Raw genomic sequence first — 20,087 nt, 5'->3', positions numbered from 1 at the left:
GTCATATCCTGCGTATGGATTACAAACACAACGCACCTATGCGGACCCCGCCCAACACGTCGCCTCAGGAGGGCCGATGACCACCCGTACCGCAGTCGTCACCGGTGCGAGCAGCGGAATCGGGGCCGCGACCGCCCGCCGCCTCGCCGCCGCCGGATTCCGTGTCGTCCTCGCCGCCCGCCGCAAGGAGCGTGTCGAGGCCCTTGCCGCCGAGCTGACCGAGGCCGGGCACGAGGCCGAGGCGTACCCGCTCGACGTCACCGACCGCGCCGCCGTGGACGCCTTCGCCGCGGCCCTGGACCGCTGCGACGTTCTCGTCAACAACGCGGGCGGGGCGCTCGGCACCGAGACCGTCGCGACCGCCGACCCGGCCGACTGGCGGGCGATGTACGAGGTCAACGTCGTGGGCGTGCTCAATGTCACACAGGCCCTGCTGCCCGCGCTGATCGCCTCGGGCGACGGCACCGTCGTCGTGCTGTCCTCCACGGCGGGTCACATCGCCTACGAGGGCGGCGGCGGCTACGTGGCCGCCAAGCACGGCGCCCACGCCATCGCCGCCACCCTCCGCCTCGAGCTGTGCGGCGATCCGGTGCGGGTGATCGAGATCGCCCCGGGCATGGTCCGGACGGACGAGTTCGCGGTGAACCGCTACCGCGGCGACGAGGACAAGGCGGCCGCGGTCTACGAGGGCGTGGCAGAGCCCCTCACCGCCGACGACGTCGCCGACACCGTCGAGTGGGCGGTCACCCGCCCCTCGCACGTCAACATCGACCTGATGGTCATCCGCCCCCGCGCCCAGGCGGCCCAGCACAAGGTGCACCGGGAGAGCTGACCCGCCGCACGCACGACCCGCTCACGCACACACCGACGGCCCGCCCCGGTTCAGCACCGGGGCGGGCCGTCGTCGCTCCGCCCAAGCAGGCGTCAGCCCTTCACGCACACCAGCTGCTTGAGCTTCGCCACCACCTCGACGAGGTCCCGCTGCTGGTCGATCACCTTCTCGATCGGCTTGTACGCGCTCGGGATCTCGTCCACGACCCCCGCGTCCTTACGGCACTCCACGCCCAGCGTCTGCTCTTCCAAGTCCCTCGTGGAGAAGCGCTTCTTCGCCGCGTTACGGCTCATCTTCCGGCCCGCGCCGTGCGAGGCCGAGTTGAACGACGCCTCGTTCCCCAGGCCCTTGACGATGTACGAACCGGTGCCCATCGAGTCCGGGATGATCCCGTAGTCCCCGCTGCCCGCCCGGATCGCGCCCTTGCGGGTCACCAGCAGGTCCATGCCCTCGTAGCGCTCCTCGGCCACATAGTTGTGGTGGCACTTCATATGAGGCTCAGATCATGAGCCTCGCGGGAGGGGAAGGAGAGAATCCCTTGACGTTGGCATGCAGGACACGGTCTTAGTTCAGAGAAGCATGCATCCACTGCCCGATGCTCCGACCCGACCCCGGCGAGCGGAACCGCCTCATCGAGATCCGAGACAACCTCGCCGGCCGCATCGCCGAGGGCGAAGGCTGGCTCGGCGTCGTCAAGGGTCCCCAGGTCAGCCTCGACGACGCCAGGGACAAACTGGCACAAATACCCAGACAGCGAACCCGGCGGCCTGCCAGGGCCGGGACGGGACGGGACGGTTTCGGTGCACCGGCCGGGGAACCGGGGGCTCACGCATCCCGGGAGAATCCCCACCCGACCGATCCTGAGATTATTGACCCACTGCGTCAAGTCACGGAGAGAGTGGCTGCGATCCCCGGAGCAGTGCGGGCATGGGATGGGGCAGCTGACGCTTTCGAGGCGTTGCGTGGCCTACTGGCGGTCTTGATCGCCCTGAAGGCGGTGCCCGTTTTCTTTCGAGTTGCCAGAGCAGGGTCCGAAGGCCCGGAACAGCGCCAGCGCCGGGAACAGTCGCGGAGGAGGAAAGGTCTTGATCCCGGCGACTACGTAAGTCGCCGGCCGGTGGTCGTGCTGTTAGTGGCCGCAGCGCGATTCACCCGGGGGTTGGCGTAGATCTGCCGTTCTCCATGCGTCTTCCACTCCATGGACGCCGCCCCTCTCGCGTGTGGGCTCTGGCAACCCAGATGACTTGTTTCTCCTGAGCAGCGAGGATCAAGGGTTGCTGGCGCGAGCGGGGCGTCTGGCAGGTACGCAGCTCACACGCCCGCGTGAGAGCCCAGAAGGCGCCTTCGGCTTTCCCCGCCACAAGCCCCCCAGAAGAGCCCCGAACGGGTCCACGGGGCCCATGAACTGGCCGTGATGACGCGTCAGCGAACGGGCTCGGGTCTCCGAAGGACAACATCGCCGCCCTGGGGGATCATCGTGGGCGCGCCGTTCGGGGCGCGCTTCTTCGCGGAGGGCTTCGGCGGCCCGAGGATCGCGGCGGCGGGTCCGATGGTGGCGGGCATCGGGCCAAGACAGCACACCGGATGATTGCGAAAAGAGAGAGCAAGTAGCGACACTCCGGGCAATCGGATGAAAACTTCACCATTACTGGAGAATATCACCCTTTTGGGCCTTTATGATGTTTTGATTCTTATGTGATATTGGCGACGCTTTGGTGAACGCTGCGAGGTCATCACCTCCGGAAGGTCATCGCTCCGCGATTCCCCCTACGGAGGGCTGTGGCCTGACCAGCAGTCATCACGGGAGCCAGGAACCCCCTGCCGGGGTGACGGGGCTCAACGCCGACAAGAGAGGTTCTGCAATGGCAGTGGATGTCATCCCGTCAGCGCCACCCAATAGATGGCACAGACGCAATCGGCTCAAGCGAGCTCTCGCCCTCATCCCCGGAGTGGCGTTGCTGGCGGCGACGCTCACGATGGTCTCAAGCTCCGCGCACGCCGCAGAGGCTCCGGTGGGACTGGGGACCGCCACTAACTACGCGGTCCTGGCCGGTTCAACGGTCACCAATACGGGCCCCACCGTCATCAACGGCGATTTGGGGGTGAGCCCGGGTTCGGCGGTGACGGGCTTTCCGCCCGGAATCGTCAACGGGGCGATCCACGCAGCCGACGCAGCCGCCGCTGGGGCGCAGTCCGACCTCACCATCGCCTACAACGACGCGGCCAGCCGGGGCCCGGGGGCCGCCGTCTCGGGTGACCTCGGCGGATCAACCCTGACACCCGGGGTCTACACGTCCTCGTCGTCACTGGGAATCACGGGGACAGTTACTCTCGACGCCCAGGGCGACCCCGACGCCGTCTTCATCATCCAGATGGGAACAACCCTGTCCGCGGAGGTGGGAAGCAACGTCCGCCTCATCAACGGGGCACAGGCGTGCAACGTGTTCTGGCAGGTGGGCAGCTCCGCCACGATCAAGGTCAACTCCGTGTTCCAGGGCAACATCTTGGCCCTGACGTCCATCACGGTACAGACCGGTGCGGTAATCAATGGCCGGGCCCTGGCGCGTAACGGCGCGGTCACGCTCGACACCAACTTCATTTCGAGGGCCGCCTGCACCGTTGGGCCTCCCGGGCCTCCCGGGCCGCCTGGACCTCCCGGCGCACCTGGGGCACCCGGAGCACCTGGGGCACCCGGAGCACCCGGAGCACCTGGGGCACCTGGGGCACCCGGAGCTGCCGGACCTGCCGGACCTGCCGGACCTGCCGGACCCACTGGCGCTGCCGGACCCACTGGCGCTGCCGGACCTGCCGGACCTGCCGGACCTGCTGGGCCTCCCGGGCCTCCCGGGCCGCCTGGACCTCCCGGCGCTCCCGGTGACCACGGCGGCCACGGCGGCCACGGCGGCCACGACAAGTGCGACGACAGCGACCACGGCGGCCAACGCGATCACAGCGACGACAGCTATCACGACCAAGACGATCAGTGGGACGAATGCGCCGACCACAGGAGCGCGGCGTTGCGGGCTATGCACACGTGCTAGCCCCAAGAAGCTCGAACGCGTAGTTCGTAGCAGAGCCCGAGGCAACAGCCACTGGCCCCGGCGCGCGGTGTCCGGCTTGGCCGCGCCGCAGCCATGAAACAGCCCCGTCCGCGCGGGAAGTCGCACGGACGGGGCCGTTTCAGGCAGGCTGGACGATGACCCCTCGGTTCTCGCTCCGGCGGGCGCGGGTCGCGCGGAGCGGGGGTTGTTTCGTCTGTACGAGTGGGGATCTCAGGGGGCTGGACCACACAGTGTCCGGCAAGTGGCCAGCAGGGCCATCCGTTCAGGTCAAGGTCATGACGATGGCCGGAGGCAGACAGGCCCCGGACCGTCGCCAGTCCGGGGCCGTCGATCCATCGATCACGTGCAGTCCTGCACCTCAGCCCTTGACGCAGATGACCTGCTTGAGCTTCGCGACCACCTGGACAAGGTCGCGCTGCTGCTCCATGACCTTTTCAATCGGCTTGTACGCGGCCGGGATCTCATCCACGACGCCGAAATCCTTACGGCACTCCACGCCCCGCGTCTGCTCCTCCAGGTCCCGCGTCGAGAAACGCTTCTTCGCGGCGTTGCGGCTCATCTTGCGACCCGCGCCGTGCGAGGCCGAGTTGAACGACGCGGCGTTGCCCAGGCCCCGGACAATGTACGACTCGGTGCCCATCGAACCGGGGATGATCCCCCACTCTCCCTTGCCGGCGCTGATGGCTCCCTTGCGGGTGACGAGCAGATCCATCCCCTCGTACCGCTCTTCACTGACATAGTTGTGGTGGCAGCTGATCACACCAGGGCGGAACTCGACGGTCCTCATCTGACCTTCGTCATCTTCCTGCTGGCAGGAGATAACGGGCTCGAACGTCGGCTTGGCCTTCTTGAACTCCTTGCGGACGACGTCCTGGAAGAGCGCCATCATGATCGCGCGGTTGTACTTCGCGTACTCCTGCGCCCAGAACAGATCGTGCCGGTACGCCTCCATCTGCGGGGTGTCCGCGATGAAGACCGCCAAGTCGCGGTCGACCAGGCCCTGGTTGTGCGGCAGCTTCCTGGCCTCGCCGATGTGGTACTCGGCCAGTTCCTTGCCGATGTTCCGGGAGCCGGAGTGCAGCATCAGCCAGACCGATCCCGACTCGTCGAGGCAGAACTCGATGAAGTGGTTACCGGAGCCGAGCGAACCCATCTGCTTCACGGCGCGCTCCTGACGGAACCTGACCGCCTCGGCGACCTCGCCGAACCGCCCCCAGAAGCCGTCCCACCCCGGCGCCGAGAAGCCGTACAGATCCCCCGGGTCGACCGGGTCCTCGTGCATCCCGCGCCCGACCGGGATCGCCCGCTCGATCCGCGACCGCAGCCGCGAGAGGTCCCCCGGCAGGTCCTCGGCCGTCAGCGAGGTCCGGACCGCCGACATTCCGCAGCCGATGTCCACGCCCACCGCCGCCGGGCACACCGCGCCCTGCATCGCGATCACAGAGCCGACGGTGGCACCCTTTCCGTAGTGCACATCCGGCATCACGGCCAGGCCCTTGATCCACGGCAGCGTCGCGACGTTCCGCAGCTGCTCCATGGCCACGCCCTCGACCGTCGCGGGATCGGTCCACATACGGATCGGAACCCGCGCCCCGGGCAGCTCGACATACGACATGTTTTACTCATTCCCCCATAGAAGACCGAAAACGCAAAAGCCGGGCCGAGGCCCCCCAATGTCGGCGGGCGACCGGCAGATGTGGCGGCGCGTGCGATAGACATTGTCTGCAGGGCCGGCCCAGGGGCGGCAAGCAGTTTTCGCTCAGGGTTCGCTCGAATAGATCTTGAAGGGACGGGGACAGTGCAGCCAGCGCAGCAGCGGAGGGCGTACGTACCGGGTGCCGCACGGGCCGCCGCCGTGCTCACCACGGTGCTCGCCGCCATCGGTCTGAGCGGCTGCACCAGCACCGCCTCACACGCGGGCCTCGACGACGGCAAGCCCGGAGACTCGGGGGCGCCGGCCGCCGCCGCGCCCGGCAAGTACCGCACCCTCCCCGAGGCGTGCGGCGCGGTCGGCGCCAAGACGCTGCGCGAGCTGCTGCCGGGCGCCGATGAGGACGACCCGGTCTACGATGGCCAGGCCACCGTCACCTACGACACCAACCGGCGCGTCGGCTGCCGCTGGAAGCTGGAGACGGGGAGCGGCACCCGCTATCTCACGCTCGACTTCGAGCGCGTCGTCTCGTACGACCCGACGGTCAGCGACGACGACCAGGCGAAGGAGCGGTACGAGAAGAAGGCCGCCGCCGCGCACGTCCCGGGCGCCTCGGAGACCCCCAGCGCCCCCTCCGGCTCCGGCTCGGACTCCGGCTCCGGCTCACCGGGCAAGGGCACCCCGAAGGCATCCGCGTCGGCGTCCTCCGGCTCCGGGGGTGACGGCTCCGGGAAGGGCGACTCCGGCAAGGGCGACTCCGGCGGGGGCGGTTCCCAGACCGGGGGCGCCAAAGTCGAGGGCGCCGCGCCCGACGGCTCCGGAACCGACGAGCCGGGCACCAAGGGCACCGGAACCGACGGCTCCGGCACCGGCACTTCCGACGACTCCGACACCGCGGAGACCGCCGCGCCGCGCCGCCTGGACGACCTCGCCGACGACGCCTTCCTCGACGACCAGCTCATCACCAGCGACTCCGGAATCCACCGCGATGTCACCGTCGTCTTCAGGTCCTCGAATGTGATTGCCACCATTGAGTACGACCAGTGGACGACCAACAAGAAGCACATTCCCAGCAGCGAAGAACTGCAGGTCAACGCCGAAGATCTGGCCCAGGAGCTGACGGGACGGCTCAACGAATAGACCGGTGGACGGGGCGTCGCACAAGACGCCCGAATTGGGCCATGCGCGCATCGGCCGCGTACCGTGCCGTCTCATGACGCGGGCGGGACGGCCGCCCATCGACCGAGAACGAGCGAAGGACCCATGCACCGAACAGCCCCTCGACTCGCCCGTATGTTCGTCAGCGCAGCCGTACCGGTGGTGCTCGTCGCCGGCTGCTCCTCCGGCTCCGACAAGGACTCAAAGGACTCGGCCAGCGCGTCGAAGTCGGCCACGCCCAGCCCGACGCCGACCGTCGCGGCCGCAAAGTACAGCAAGCTCCCGGCGGTCTGCCCGACCCTGTCCGCCAAGACGGTCGACGAGCTGGTCCCCAAGGCCGAGAACAAGAAGGGCAAGGAGCTCCCCTCCGCCGACGCCAACCAGTCGGCCAGCTGCCTGTGGACCGGCCTCAACGGGTTCAAGTACCGACAGCTCACCGTCTCCCTCAAGCTCTTCAGATCCGAGGTGTCGCTGGGCTCCGGCGACAAGCGCGCCGAGGCCTACGCCGCCGGCCAGGCCCAGAAGGCCGCCACGGCCGACGGCGCCAAGAACGCCAAGACCGGGCAGGTCTCCGGCATCGGTGACTCGGCCACCACCGTCAGCACGGAGTCGAAGAAGGACGGCGACGAGTTCCGGAACCAGACCATCGTGGTCCGCACCGCGAACGTGGTCCTGACCCTCGAGTACAACGGCGCCGGATATGAGGACGAGAAGACCCCGGACCCCAAGGCGCTGCTCAAGGACGCCCAGACCGGGGCCAAGGAGGTCGTCGCCTCCGTTGAGAAGGACGCCGAAAAGGGCGACGCGAGCAGCGCGGGCAGCGGCTCGAGCACCAGCGCCGCGTAGCCGCCGCCCGCCGCCGGCCGAAGCGTTGCGACCCCCCTTCCCGTCCACCGCCCTTGACGTGTATGCGACGCTGGGCGCGCTGATGCCGTAGGACGGGGAGGGGTCGCGGGTGGCCGCGATGCAGTTGACACGTACGCACCGAATACTGATCGGGGTGGTCGTCACCGGAGCGGTGGTGATCGCCGCGATCGGTTTCGCGGGCTCCTACGCCGCCGTGCGCGACCTCGCCCACGACAAGGGGTTCGGCGCCTTCGCCAATGTCCTGCCCATCGGGATCGACGCGGGAATCGTCGTCCTGCTCGCGCTCGACCTGCTGCTGACATGGCTGCGCATCCCCTTCCCGCTGCTGCGCCAGACGGCCTGGCTGCTGACCGCCGCCACCATCGCCTTCAACGGCGCGGCCGCCTGGCCCGACCCGCTCGGCGTCGGCATGCACGCCGTCATCCCGGTCCTGTTCGTGGTCTCCGTCGAGGCCGCCCGGCACGCCATCGGGCGGATCGCCGACATCACCGCCGACCGGCACATGGAGTCGGTGCGCGTCGCCCGCTGGCTGCTGGCACCCGTGCCGACCTTCCGGCTGTGGCGCCGGATGAAGCTGTGGGAGCTGCGCTCCTACGACCAGGTCATCAAGCTCGAACAGGACCGCCTCGTCTACCGCGCCCGGCTGCGGGCCCGCTACGGCCGCGCCTGGCGCCGCAAGGCACCGGTGGAGTCGCTGATGCCGCTGCGCCTGGCGCGCTACGGCGTGCCGCTGGCGGAGACCGCCCCGGCGGGGCTCGCTGCCGCCGGCCTGGATCCGGCCGAGCTGGCGCCTGCGGCGCTGCCCGCCGCGCTGCCCTACGGCGGCGGGAACGCGGGCATTCCCGGGGCCGCGGGGGCGAACCGGGCCGCGGCCCAGGAGCGTGAGCTGCCCATGTCCTTCCCGCTGCCGGTGTACCAGCAGCAGGGGTACCAGCAGCCCGCCACGCCCGAGCACGACGGCCGGGCGGCGACCGGCTTCGAGCAGCAGGCCGCGGGGCATCCGGTGGCCGGGCAGCCGCAGGCGCAGGACGAGGCGCAGCAGCCCCAGGCCGTACCGGCCCAGGCCCAACAGCTTCAGCAGGCCCAACAGGCCGACGCGACGCAGCAGCCGCACCCCGAGGCGCAGGCCCAGCAGGCGCAGGCCCAGCAGGCGCAGGCGCAGCAGGCGCAGGCGCAGCAGTTCGCAGCACAGGCCGACGAGGCGCAGGCCGCTGCGGGGCTGACGGTCCCGGTCGGCCCGGGCCGCGTCCGCGCGCTGGGCGGGCAGGGCACCAGCAGCCAGGCCCCGTATGTGCCGGCGCAGCGGGGCCAGGAGTCCTACGGTCGGCCCGAGTCGGCCGAGGCGGCCGTGCCGCCCGTGAACCTGCCGGACGACATGCCGCGCGACGAGGCGTACTACGGCGCCTTCCGCCAGCACGTCACCAACAACGGTATGTACCCCTCCCCGTACCAGTTCGGCCGTCTGCTGCGCGAGGGGTACGGCATCACCGAACTCAGCGACGGCGATGTGCGCAGGCACCTGGAGGAATGCAAGGAGCGCTACAAGCTGGAGATGGGGACCGAGTCCATCCCGTAACGCCCCGACCATCCCCTCAACGCGCGGGCGGGCCGGACTCCTGAGGAGCCCGGCCCGCCCGGCACTTTGAGAAACGCCTTGAGAAGCGCTGACGCGCCCGGAGGGCGGCAGTGGCGTCCGTCAGGCCGCGAGCAGCTTGCGCACCCGCTCGGCGCCCACCGCCAGCAGCAGCGTCGGCAGCCGGGGGCCGGTGTCCCGGCCGACCAGCAGCCGGTAGAGCAGCGCGAAGAACGTGCGCTGCGCGACCTTCAGCTCCGGGGTCGGCTTGGCGTCCGCCGCGAGCCCGGCCTGGAGCTTCGGCACTCCGTACACCAGCGTGGTCAGCCCGTCCAGCGACCAGTGGGTGTCGAGCCCGTCCAGCAGCAGCCGCAGCGACTCGCGCTCGGTCTCGCCGAGCGAGGCGAGCAGCTCGGTGTCCGGCTCGTCCCGGACCCGGGTGCGCTGCTCGGCCGGGACCTGGGTGTTGATCCAGCGCTCGGCCTTGTCGAGCCGCGGCCGGGTCTCGTCCAGGGACTTCACCGGGTTGTCCGGGTCGAGCTCGCTGAGGATGCGCAGCGTCTGCTCGTCATGGCCGGTGGTGATGTCGACCACCGACGCGAGCATCCGGTACGGCAGCGGGCGCGGGGTGCGGGCCAGCTCGCCGGAGGCGGTGCGGGTGGCACGGCTGTACGCGGCGGCGTCCGCCGGCTGCGCCGCCCCCTCGGTGATCTTGCGCTCCAGGGCGTCCCACTCGTCGTAGGTCCGCTGGATCTCCTGGTCGAACGCGATCTTGAAGGACTGGTTCGGCCGGCGGCGCGCGTACAGCCAGCGCAGCAGCGGCGCCTCCATGATCTCCAGCGCGTCGGCCGGGGTCGGCACGCCGCCCTTGGAGGAGGACATCTTGGCCATCCCGCTGATGCCGACGAAGGCGTACATCGGGCCGATGGGCTGCTCGCCGCCGAAGACCTCGCGCACGATCTGCCCGCCGACGACGAACGAGGAGCCGGGCGAGGAGTGGTCGACGCCCGAGGGCTCGAAGACGACGCCCTCATAGGCCCAGCGCATGGGCCAGTCGACCTTCCATACCAGCTTGCCCCGGTCGTGCTCACGCAGCAGGACGGTCTCGCCGTGGCCGCAGACGCAGGTGTACGCCATCGCGGTCGTCTCGTCGTCGTACGAGGTGACCGTGGTCAGGTCGCGCTCGCACACCGAGCAGTACGGCTTGTACGGGTAGTAGCCCGCGCCGCCCGCGCTGCCGTCGTCCTCGCTGGCCGCGCCGGAGCCCTCGGCGGCCTCGAGCTCGGCCTCGTCGACCGGCTTCTGCTGCTGCTTGGCGGGCTTCTGCGCCCCGGCCTTCGCCTTGTCCTTGTCCTTGGTGCGGTAGCGGTCGAGCACGGCGTCGATCTGCCCGCGGTGGCGCATCGCGTGCAGGATCTGCTCGCGGTACGCGCCCGAGGTGTACTTCTCCGTCTGGCTGATGCCGTGGAACTCGATGCCCAGCTCCTTCAGCGCCTCGACCATCGGCGCCTTGAAGTGCTCGGCCCAGTTCGGATATGGGGATCCGGGCGGGGCCGGGACGGAGGTCAGCGGCTTGCCGATGTGCTCGGCCCAGGACGGGTCGACCCCGGCCGGGACCTTGCGATACCGGTCGTAGTCGTCCCACGACAGGATGTGCACGCACTCATAGCCGCGCCGCCGGATCTCGTCGGCGACCAGGTGCGGGGTCATGACCTCGCGCAGATTGCCGAGGTGGATCGGGCCGGACGGGCTGAGGCCCGAGGCGCAGACGATAGGTTTGCCGGGGGCGCGACGCTCCGCCTCGGCAATGACCTCGTCGGCGAATCGGGAGACCCAGTCGGTCTCGGTGCTCTGAGCCACGGTCGGCACTTCCTTCCTTGCGGTCATGGCCAGACCATTGTCCCAGACGCGACGAGAGGCCCGGAGGTTTTCCACAGGGGGCCGAGGCAGGCGCCCGAGGACGGCCCGGGCACGGGACAAAAGCGTTGGACACGGCGTGAAATACTGAGGTGGACCCAACCATCTATCGGAATGGCATTCCACTCATGGCCTCGGTCCCATCCCTTGCCGCCACGGTCCACCAGCGTCTCGCGGACGCCCTCTCGGCTGCCCTGCCGGAGGCCGGCGCCGCCGACCCGCTGCTGCGACGTAGCGACCGGGCCGACTTCCAGGCCAACGGGATGCTGGCGCTCGCGAAGCGGCTCAAGGGCAACCCGCGCGAGCTGGCCGCGAAGGTCGTGGAGAGCCTGCCGGCCGGCGAGGTGATCGCGGACATCGAGGTCTCCGGCCCCGGCTTCCTCAACATCACGGTGTCGGACGAGGCGATCGTGAAGACCCTCGCCGCCCGCGCCGCCGACGCCCGCCTCGGCGTTCCGTACGCCGAGAGCCCCGGCACGACCGTGGTCGACTACGCCCAGCCGAACGTGGCCAAGGAGATGCACGTCGGCCATCTGCGGTCGGCGGTGATCGGCGACGCGGTGGTGCGGATCCTGGAGTTCGCGGGCGAGCAGGTGGTCCGGCGCCACCACATCGGCGACTGGGGCACCCAGTTCGGCATGCTCATCCAGTACCTGCTGGAGCACCCGCACGAACTGGACCACCGGGGCGACAAGGACCTGGCGGCCTCCGGCGAGGAGGCCATGTCCAACCTGAACCGCCTCTACAAGGCCGCGCGGGCGCTCTTCGACTCCGACGAGGAGTTCAAGGAGCGGTCCCGGCGCCGGGTGGTGGACCTCCAGGCCGGGGACGAGGAGACCATCGCCCTGTGGCGCAAGTTCGTCGACGAGTCGAAGATCTACTTCTACTCGGTCTTCGACAAGCTCGACATGGAGATCCGCGACCCCGATGTCGTCGGCGAGTCCGGCTACAACGACATGCTCGCCGAGACCTGCCGGCTGCTGGAGGAGTCCGGCGTCGCGGTGCGCTCCGAGGGCGCGCTGTGCGTCTTCTTCGACGACGTCAAGGGCCCGGACGGCAATCCGGTGCCGCTGATCGTCCAGAAGTCCGACGGCGGCTTCGGCTACGCGGCCACCGACCTGTCCGCGATCCGGGACCGGGTCCAGAACCTCCAGGCCGACTCGCTGGTGTACGTCGTGGACGCCCGGCAGTCGCTGCACTTCAAGATGGTCTTCGAGACCGCCCGCCGGATCGGCTGGCTGAACGAGAAGACCCACGCCTACCAACTCGCCTTCGGCACCGTCCTCGGCAAGGACGGCAAGCCGTTCAAGACCCGTGAGGGCGAGACGGTGCGGCTGGTGGACCTGCTCGACGAGGCCATCGAGCGGGCGACGGCCGTCGTCCGCGAGAAGAGCGAGAACCTGGGCCTGACCGAGGAGGAGATCGCCGAGCGCGGCGCCCAGGTCGGCATCGGCGCGGTGAAGTACGCGGACCTGTCCACGTCGGCCGCGCGCGACTACAAGTTCGACCTGGACCAGATGGTCTCGCTCAACGGCGACACCTCCGTGTATCTGCAGTACGCCTACGCCCGGATCCAGTCCATCCTGCGCCGCGCCGACGAGCGCCAGAACCCGGTCGCCCACCCCGAGCTGCCCCTGGCCCCCGCCGAGCGCGCGCTGGGCCTGCACCTGGACCAGTTCGCGGAGACGCTGCGGGAGGTCGCTGCGGGCTACGAGCCGCACAAGCTGGCCGCGTACCTGTACCAGCTGGCCTCGTTCTACACGACCTTCTACGACAAGTGCCCGGTCCTGAAGGCCGAGGGCGGCCCGGCCCAGGTCGAGAACCGCCTCTTCCTGTGCGACCTGACCGCCCGCACCCTCCACCAGGGGATGGACCTGCTCGGCATCCGCACCCCCGAGCGCCTCTGAGCGCTCCCGCGCGCCCCATGACGGCGGCGCCGGACCAGGTACTGGTTCGGCGCCGCCGTCAGGCGTATTGGGTGAAGCCGCTGGTGGAGATCTTCACGCCGAGCGCCGGGAGTTCGACGTCCTCGCCGTACAGCCCGTGGAGGACGCCCTGGTAGGCGCCCTCGCGGGGCACGGTGTACAGGGTCCACGTCCCGTCCCGGGGATCGACCAGAAGGTAGGCGGGGATGCCCGCGTCGGCGTACCAGCCGACCATCTCGCTCGTGTCCTTGGAACTGTTGCCCTTGGAGACGACCTCACAGACGAGCTCGACATCGCCCGGGTCGACAAGCCACTCGTCGGACTCGCCGAAACCCGCGTCGCAGACGAGCAGGTCAGGAGTGGCGTAGTCGTCCTTGTCCTCCGGCATGGACACGGACGCGAGCTGGTAGGACTCCAGGTGGTCCGGCAGAGCCGGGTCGAGCTGTCGGAACAGCTCGTTGATGATCCCGGCGTGCTTGCCGCGCGGGGTCGGGGACATCATGAGAACTCCTCGGATGATCTCGGCACGCAGGCCGGTCGCTTCTTCAGCTGCTTCGGCGGCCTTGCGAAGTCGGCTCATGCCAAGCTCCGGGATGGTGAGGGTCATGGTGTCCAACCTTCTGATGCGAAAAGTCTAGCCACAGGGCCACCGCTGTACGGTGACCCTGGCAGCACGCTCGGCGCCCCGTCAGGCACACCGTCGGCCATCACCGCATCGGGTGATGGCGCCGCTACCGGTCTCCCTCCGCCGCGCAGAAGGCGTCCCGCTCCGGCCACTCGCCGCTGACCAGGAAGTCGGTCACATACCGGTCCGAGCAGGCGTTCCCGTTGGTCACATACGCCCCGTGCCCCGTCTCGTCCGCCGTGACCATCCGGGCCCGCTTCCCGAAGGCCCGACGCAGCTTCAGGGCGCCGCTGTAGGGCGTCGCCGGGTCGCGCCGGTTCTGGACCAGCAGGACGTTCGACGGGCCGTCCGAAGTGATCCGCACCGGCTTCTCGCGCGGCTCGTCGGGCCAGAAGGCGCACAGCATGACGTTCACCGGCATCCCGGCCGTCAGCGGGTGGCTCGTCCGGCTGGCGGCGACCTCGCGGGCGTAGCGCGGCAGGGACTTGGGCCACGAGACGTCGTTGCACATCGTCGCGGCGCCCGAGGCCAGGGCGTTCTGCATCGCCTCGTCCGGCACCGTGGGGGGCTCGGGCAGCTCCTCGCCGTCGCGGGCGGCGCGGATCAGCTCGGCGAGGGCGGCGTAGTCGCTGCCGGGGAGGTCGGCGTAGCGGCTCGGGGCGTAGAGGGTGTTGAGCAGCTGCTGGCGCAGCACATTGCCGTTCAGCTCGGGCGGGTTGGCGCCCTCCCAGGGGATCGGATGGGCGTCCAGCCGGGCCGCGAGGCCGAGGAAGAGCCGGCGGACGCCGTCGGGGGTGGCGGCGAGCCGGTGGGCGCCGGGCCGGGAGGCGTACGCGGCGAAGGTGGGGAAGGCGTCCTCGACGCCGACGGCGTAGCTGGCCAGCCAGCCGCGCCCCACGCGCTTCGGGTCGGGGTCGTCGTTGCTGTCCAGCACCCAGCGGTCGGTGTGCTCGGGGAACATCTGCGCGTACACGGCGCCCGCGTACGTCCCGTACGACACGCCCCAGGCCGACAGCTTCTCCTCGCCGAGCGCCTGGCGGATGCGGTCGATGTCCCGGGCTTCGTTGACGGTGCTCAGGGACTTGACCACCGGGCCGCCGTTGCGGGCGCAAGCGTCGGCTAAGCGCCGTCCGGTGGCGACGTTGCCGGCGATGCTCCCGTCCGGGGCGGGCCAGGGGCGGGAGCGGGTGAGGGCCAGGTCGTCGTGGGGGAGGCCGCAGCCGACCGGGGTGGACCGCCCGACGCCGCGGGGGTCGAAGCTGACGAGGTCGTAGGCGTCCCGCACCGTGCGCGGCAGCGCGGCGCCCAGGGTGGACGGCGTGTTCAGGCCCGAGTCGCCCGGTCCCCCGGGGATCAGCAGCAGGGTGCCCCGGCGGGCGCCCGGCTTGGCGCTGGAGATGCGGGAGACGGCGAGCGAGATCTCCTCCCCGCGCGGGTCGCGGTAGTCAAGCGGCACCTTGAGCGTCGCGCACTCCTGGCTCGGGTCGAGGCCGGTCCCCTCGCACGCGCCCCAGCTCAGCGGCGGGGCGGAGCGGGTGGTGGCCGCGTCGGCGGCGGCCGTGGAGGCGAGCAGGGAGGCGGTGGTGGCGGCGGCGAGGGCCAGTGAGGCGGCCTTGGCGTTGGTGATTCTCATGGGCCCGAGCCTCGCGGAGTCCGCTTGGAGTTCCCATCAGGCCAACTGGCCACTGTCGACGGGGGATAACCCCCGACCGCACCCCGTCCCTCCCTCGCCCCTCCCCCGTTTCCACCCCCTGGTTTTGCGACAAATTCCCCGACGGTCCGGCTGAAAACCGTCGATGCGGACAACCTCGGCCCAATCGGGGCAGTCGGACGACACGTACTGGCAATCGATCATCTCTTGGAGGTAGTCATGCGACGGTGGGGGACCGCACTCGCGGCGCTCACGCTGGCCGGCGCCGGACTGGCGGCGACGGCGGGGACGGCCGGTGCCGCCACCACGTCGAGGACGGCCAAGGCCTCGGCGGAGGCCTGCGCGACCACGTGGGGCAGCGGCGAGAAGACCGCGCAAGACGCAAGCTACAAGCCGCTGGAGAACATCAGGGCGGGTCAGCACGAGTGCTACGACCGCCTGGTGTTCGACATCAAGGGCGGCACGGCCGCCGGCCAGACCGGCTACCGCGTCGGCTATGTCGACGCGATGTACCAGGACGGCTCCGGCGACCCGATCGCCGTCCGCGGCGGCGCGATCCTGGAGATCCACGTGGCCGCGCCGAGCTATGACCCGGAGGTCGGCGGCGAGACGTATCCGGGGCGGGCCGGGAAGCCGCTGCCGGGGGTGGACATCGCCGGATTCCGCACCTTCAAGGACACCCGCTACGGTGCCAGCTTCGAGGGTGAGACCCAGGTCGGGCTCGGTGTGCGCGCCCGGCTGCCGTTCCGGGTCCTCCAGGCGGGCGACCGCCTGATCGTGGACGTCGCCCACTCCTGGGCCGCCGCGCGCTGACCCCGGGCGCCGGTGTCACGGCCCCTCACCGGGCCGTGACAGCGGGCACCCCGGCCCGCGGCCGAATGTCAGTGGCACGCGCTTCACTGTCCCTGTGAACGAGAAAGAACTGCTGTCGTCGCTCCAAGCCCTGGTGTGGCCGGACACCGGGAAGCTGGACTGCCGGGCGGCCGGCCACGGGACGGGGCACATGTGCCTGACGATCCCCGACGGGTCGGGCCTGAGCGAGCTCGTGGAGACCCTCAGCGGCTGGTACGGGGAGCCGCGCGCCCTCGTGTCGGAGGGGCGCGCCGACCCCACCGTGAGCGAGCGGGCCGGGCTGCCGCTCATCGCCCCCTTCGGGGACGGGGAGCGCGTCGTCGAGATGCGTGCCTGGGCCTTCGGCGGCCGGTGGATCGGCTGCGGCGTGGTCCGCGTCGGCGGGGAGGCGCGGCTGGTGGTGGTCCTGGCCCCGCGCACCACCCCGGCGCCGGGCGCGCTGCCTGCCGACGCCTCCTGGCTGGACCGGCTCACCGCCGTGACCGGCTGGGACGCGGACCAGGTGGGCATCGACCCGATCCGCCTGGACCGGCTGCACTCGGGCCGCATCCGTACGGCCGACTGCGCGGCGGCCGAGAAGCGGCTGGGCACGGCGCTGCCGAGCGACTACAAGAAGCTGGTCGAGACGTTCGGGGACGGCGCCTTCGACGGCTTCCTGAACCTGTATCTGCCGGCCGACATCGTCAAGGGCGCCGAGTTCGCGTCCGGTTGGGCGAAGGCTCACGGCACCCCGTCCTGGGAGCCGCACCCGCCGTTCCCCGAGCCGGGCGGGCTGCTGCCCTGGGCGGGCACCGAGCACGAGACGTCGTTCTACTGGATCACCGAAGGCCCGGACCCCGACGCGTGGCCCGTCTATGTCACGGAGGCCGGCCCCGAGGCCGGCGAGCGGTTCGCCATGACGGCCACGGAGTTTGTCTTCCGTATGCTCGCCGACCCCGAGCACCCCTACTCCATACCCGCCGACTTCGCCGCCCACTGGTTCATGAACTACAACAGGCCTTAAGGCCACCGGCGGGACGGCGGACCTCGGGCGATAGCGTGACGGCCCGAGCGTGCGACTCGAACGGGTGGAAGGGGATCGGGATGCGTTACGTCGTCATCGGAGCGGGCGCCGTGGGCGGCGCGATCGGCGGGCGGCTCTCGCAGAGCGGGCACGACGTCGTCCTGGTGGCGCGCGGAGCGCACTACGAGGCGCTGCGGCGGGACGGGCTGCGGCTGCTGACGCCCGACGGCACACACCGGCTCCCGGCGCCCGTGGCCGACGGGCCCGAGGCCGTCGAGCTGCGCCCCGACGATGTGCTCGTCCTCGCGGTGAAGACCCAGGACAGCGTGGCCGCGCTGGACGCCTGGGCGCCCCGCCCGGTGGCGGGCGGCGGGACGGCGGCCGACCGGCTGCCGCTGGTGTGCGCCCAGAACGGGGTGGAGAGCGAGCGGCTGGCGCTGCGGCGCTTCCGCCGGGTGTACGCCATGTGTGTCTGGCTGCCCTCCACCCACCTGGAGCCGGGCGAGGTCATCGCCCCCTGCGCGCCCTTCACCGGCGCGCTCCACCTGGGCCGCTATCCGTCCGGCGCGGACGAGACGGCCCGGCTGATCGCGGCCGACCTGGAGAAGTCCCGCTTCCTCGCGCCGGTCGTCCCGGACGTGATGCGCTGGAAGTACGCCAAGCTGCTGAGCAACGTCGCCAACGCCGTGGAGGCGATCTGCGGGCCGGACGGGGGCGAGGAGGCGGCGGCCCTGGTGCGGCGCGCGAAGACGGAGGCGAGCGCGGTCCTCGACGCGGCGGGCATAGCCCACACCAGCGCGGCCGAGCAGAGCGCGGTGCGCGGCGGAAAGATGGACATACGCCCCGTCGACGGCGGGGCGGCGCGGGGCGGCGGCTCGTCGTGGCAGAGCCTGGTCCGGGGCGCCGGATCGATCGAGGCGGACTATCTGAACGGCGAGATCGTGCTGCTGGGCCGGGTCCACGGAGTGCCGACCCCGGTCAACGAGGCGCTGCGGCGCACCGCGAACGAGTGCGCGCGCGAACGCCGCACCCCGGGCACGGTCACCGCCGCGCGGCTCACCCGGATCGTCGACGCGTCCTGAGCCCGCCCCTCTCTCTTCAGGGCTCGGCTCTCCCCCAGCCACCGCTGGGAGGTGCCCCGGCCCCCTCCCCTTCAGCTCACTCGCCAGGGGCCAGCCGCGAGGCGGCGGCGCTCTGGCGGCGGGCCGTCTCCTTGAGAAAGTGTGTGACGGTCCGCAGCTGCTCGTCGGTGTAGTCGGCGAGCAGCTCCTCCATGGAGCCCAGGAAGTCTTCGAAGTAGGGCGCGAGCGCGGCCAGGCGCTCGGGGTTGGCCTCGATGAGGACACGGCGGCCGTCCTCGGGGTGCTTGACGCGGCGGGCGAAGCCCTTGCGCTCCAGGCGGTCGACGAGGCCGGTGACGGAGGCGGGGGCGAGCCCTGAGCGCCGGGAGAGGTCGCCGGCCGTCAGCGGGCCGTGGCGTTCGAGCAGATCCAGGGCCTTGCTCTCGCCCGCGCTCAGATCCTGCTTCGCGGCCAGGGCCTCATGGAACATCACCACCGCCGTGCTGTGCTCCCGCCCCGCGGCCAGCAGCTGCGCCCGCAGCTCCTTCCGCACCTGGCCCTCACCCTCCATGGCCGCACCCTACCAGTTTATTTCGTTCTCCCGAACGAAAGACTTGCGCACCACACCCTCCCTCTGATTTATTTCGTTCGGCCGAACGAAATAAACCTCCTGGAGGAGATCCCATGACCACGGCACTGATCATCGGCGGCGGAATCGCCGGCCCCGTCACCGCGATCGCCCTGCGCCGCGCCGGCATCGACGCGACCATCCACGAGGCGTACGGCGAGAGCGCCGGCCTCGCCCACGGCGTCTATCTCACGGTCGCCGTCAACGGCCTGCGCGCCCTTCAGGCGATCGACGCGCACCGCCCGGTCCTGGAACACGGCTTCCCGACCGGGGCCATCGAGTTCTTCAGCGGCACCGGCAAGCACCTGGCCAATGTGCCCCTCGGCCCCGCCCTCCCCGACGGCACCGTCACCCACACCATCAAGCGCGCCGACCTCTATCGGGCCATGACCGAACAGGCCGCGAGCCTGGGCATCCGCACGGAGTACAGCAAGCGGCTGGTGGCCGCCGAGACGACCCCGTCCGGCCGCGTCGTCGCGCGCTTCGCCGACGGCACCCAGGCCGAGGGCGACGTGCTGATCGGCGCGGACGGCATCCACTCCGCGACCCGCCGGATCATCGACCCCGGCGCGCCCGCACCCCGCTACACCGGGCTCGGCAACATCGGCGGCTTCGCCCGCGGCGTGGATCTGCGGTCGCTCGGCATCAAGCCCGGCACCTACAACATGGTCTTCGGCAAGCGCTGCTTCTTCGGCTTCACCGTCAGCCCAAACCACGAGATCTGGTGGTTCGGCAACCCGCCGAGCGCCCAGGAGCCGAGCCGCGAGGAGCTGAGCGCGACCACCTCCGACCAGTGGAAGCGGCAGCTGCTCGACCTCTACCGCGACGACCGCTCCCCCGCGGCCCGCATCGTCGAGGCGACCACGGGCCCTCTTCGCGGCACCAATCAGTACGACATGCCCCCGGTCCCCGTCTGGCACCGCGACCGCATGGTCGTCGTCGGGGACGCGGCCCACGCGGTGTCACCCTCGTCCGGCCAGGGCGTCTCCCTGGCCGCCGAGGATGCCGTCACACTGGCCGCGTGCCTGCGCGACCACCGCGACCCGGCGGCGGCCTTCGCGGCGTACGAGGCGCTGCGCCGCGAGCGCGTGGAGCGGGTGGTGGCGTACGGGAAGCGGATGGGCAGCTTCAAGGCGGCCGGACCGGTGGGCCGGGTGATCCGGGACCTGGTGCTGCCCGGCATCATGCGACGGCAGTCCCGGCCCGCCGCGATGAGCTCGCTCAGCTGGCTCTTCGATCACCACGTGACGTGGGAACCGGAACCGCGGGCGGCCTGAAGGCC

General features: G+C 70.7%; 15 protein-coding genes and 1 pseudogene. 10 read left to right on the top strand and 6 right to left on the bottom strand.

Features of this window, described 5'->3' with window-relative positions; translation table 11 throughout:
* Positions 1-76: 76 nt before the first annotated feature.
* Entirely contained in the window at positions 77-832 is a 756-nt protein-coding gene (locus ACFZDL_RS22835) for an SDR family NAD(P)-dependent oxidoreductase (RefSeq protein WP_353592188.1), read from the top strand.
* Positions 833-924: 92 nt separating this feature from the next.
* Here the strand turns inward: ACFZDL_RS22835 and ACFZDL_RS22830 are convergent.
* Positions 925-1,332: pseudogene (locus ACFZDL_RS22830) on the bottom strand (RtcB family protein); the annotation flags it as partial.
* 1,362 nt (positions 1,333-2,694) lie between these two features.
* Here ACFZDL_RS22830 and ACFZDL_RS22825 point away from each other — a divergent pair.
* The gene (locus tag ACFZDL_RS22825; protein ID WP_353592187.1) at positions 2,695-3,873 is read left to right on the top strand and encodes an ice-binding family protein; all 1,179 of its coding nucleotides are present in this window, start codon (positions 2,695-2,697) and stop codon (positions 3,871-3,873) included.
* Positions 3,874-4,252: 379 nt separating this feature from the next.
* Here ACFZDL_RS22825 and ACFZDL_RS22820 read toward each other — a convergent pair whose 3' ends face one another.
* The gene (locus ACFZDL_RS22820) at positions 4,253-5,509 is read right to left on the bottom strand and encodes an RtcB family protein (protein WP_353592186.1); all 1,257 of its coding nucleotides are present in this window, start codon (positions 5,507-5,509) and stop codon (positions 4,253-4,255) included.
* A gap of 183 nt (positions 5,510-5,692) precedes the next feature.
* Here ACFZDL_RS22820 and ACFZDL_RS22815 point away from each other — a divergent pair, with 183 nt between their 5' ends.
* The 3 genes from ACFZDL_RS22815 to ACFZDL_RS22805 all read left to right on the top strand — a co-directional run bounded on the left by ACFZDL_RS22815 (position 5,693) and on the right by ACFZDL_RS22805 (position 9,146).
* On the top strand, positions 5,693-6,685 hold the full coding sequence (locus tag ACFZDL_RS22815) for a DUF3558 domain-containing protein (RefSeq protein WP_353592185.1): 993 nt from the start codon (positions 5,693-5,695) through the stop codon (positions 6,683-6,685).
* Between the two features lie 153 nt (positions 6,686-6,838).
* Positions 6,839-7,549: a hypothetical protein gene (locus tag ACFZDL_RS22810; RefSeq protein WP_353592184.1), complete on the top strand. Its 711-nt coding sequence runs from the start codon at positions 6,839-6,841 to the stop codon at positions 7,547-7,549.
* A gap of 118 nt (positions 7,550-7,667) precedes the next feature.
* Positions 7,668-9,146, top strand: coding sequence for a DUF2637 domain-containing protein (locus tag ACFZDL_RS22805; RefSeq protein WP_353592183.1), 1,479 nt, complete (start codon positions 7,668-7,670; stop codon positions 9,144-9,146).
* Positions 9,147-9,266: 120 nt separating this feature from the next.
* On the opposite strand, the gene lysS is transcribed toward ACFZDL_RS22805, so the two are convergent.
* On the bottom strand, positions 9,267-11,030 hold the full coding sequence (gene lysS / locus ACFZDL_RS22800; RefSeq protein WP_353592182.1) for a lysine--tRNA ligase: 1,764 nt from the start codon (positions 11,028-11,030) through the stop codon (positions 9,267-9,269).
* A 158-nt stretch (positions 11,031-11,188) separates the two neighbouring features.
* Between lysS and argS the strand changes: the two genes are divergently transcribed.
* The gene (gene argS, locus ACFZDL_RS22795; RefSeq protein ID WP_353592181.1) at positions 11,189-12,967 is read left to right on the top strand and encodes an arginine--tRNA ligase; all 1,779 of its coding nucleotides are present in this window, start codon (positions 11,189-11,191) and stop codon (positions 12,965-12,967) included.
* Between the two features lie 58 nt (positions 12,968-13,025).
* Here the strand turns inward: argS and ACFZDL_RS22790 are convergent, their stop codons facing one another.
* The gene (locus tag ACFZDL_RS22790; RefSeq protein ID WP_353592180.1) at positions 13,026-13,592 is read right to left on the bottom strand and encodes a Uma2 family endonuclease; all 567 of its coding nucleotides are present in this window, start codon (positions 13,590-13,592) and stop codon (positions 13,026-13,028) included.
* Positions 13,593-13,716: 124 nt separating this feature from the next.
* A complete protein-coding gene (locus ACFZDL_RS22785; protein ID WP_353592179.1) occupies positions 13,717-15,243 on the bottom strand; it encodes an alpha/beta fold hydrolase in 1,527 nt (508 codons plus the stop codon).
* A gap of 237 nt (positions 15,244-15,480) precedes the next feature.
* Between ACFZDL_RS22785 and ACFZDL_RS22780 the strand changes: the two genes are divergently transcribed.
* The 3 genes from ACFZDL_RS22780 to ACFZDL_RS22770 all read left to right on the top strand — a co-directional run bounded on the left by ACFZDL_RS22780 (position 15,481) and on the right by ACFZDL_RS22770 (position 18,198).
* Entirely contained in the window at positions 15,481-16,074 is a 594-nt protein-coding gene (locus tag ACFZDL_RS22780; protein ID WP_353592178.1) for a hypothetical protein, read from the top strand.
* 94 nt (positions 16,075-16,168) lie between these two features.
* The gene (locus ACFZDL_RS22775; RefSeq protein ID WP_353592177.1) at positions 16,169-17,116 is read left to right on the top strand and encodes an SMI1/KNR4 family protein; all 948 of its coding nucleotides are present in this window, start codon (positions 16,169-16,171) and stop codon (positions 17,114-17,116) included.
* 80 nt (positions 17,117-17,196) lie between these two features.
* Positions 17,197-18,198 (top strand): 2-dehydropantoate 2-reductase N-terminal domain-containing protein, encoded by a 1,002-nt coding sequence (locus ACFZDL_RS22770; RefSeq protein WP_353592176.1) that lies wholly within the window; start codon positions 17,197-17,199, stop codon positions 18,196-18,198.
* Between the two features lie 76 nt (positions 18,199-18,274).
* On the opposite strand, the gene ACFZDL_RS22765 is transcribed toward ACFZDL_RS22770, so the two are convergent.
* A complete protein-coding gene (locus ACFZDL_RS22765) occupies positions 18,275-18,748 on the bottom strand; it encodes a MarR family transcriptional regulator (protein WP_353592175.1) in 474 nt (157 codons plus the stop codon).
* A gap of 113 nt (positions 18,749-18,861) precedes the next feature.
* Between ACFZDL_RS22765 and ACFZDL_RS22760 the strand changes: the two genes are divergently transcribed.
* On the top strand, positions 18,862-20,082 hold the full coding sequence (locus ACFZDL_RS22760) for an FAD-dependent monooxygenase (RefSeq protein ID WP_353592174.1): 1,221 nt from the start codon (positions 18,862-18,864) through the stop codon (positions 20,080-20,082).
* Positions 20,083-20,087: the final 5 nt, after the last annotated feature.

Origin of the sequence: Streptomyces sp. NPDC007917, from assembly GCF_042959105.1 — a bacterium.
Classification (GTDB): Bacteria; Actinomycetota; Actinomycetes; order Streptomycetales; family Streptomycetaceae; genus Streptomyces.
Note: the sequence above shows the minus strand (reverse complement) of the source record. Positions and strands in the feature narration are given on the sequence as shown.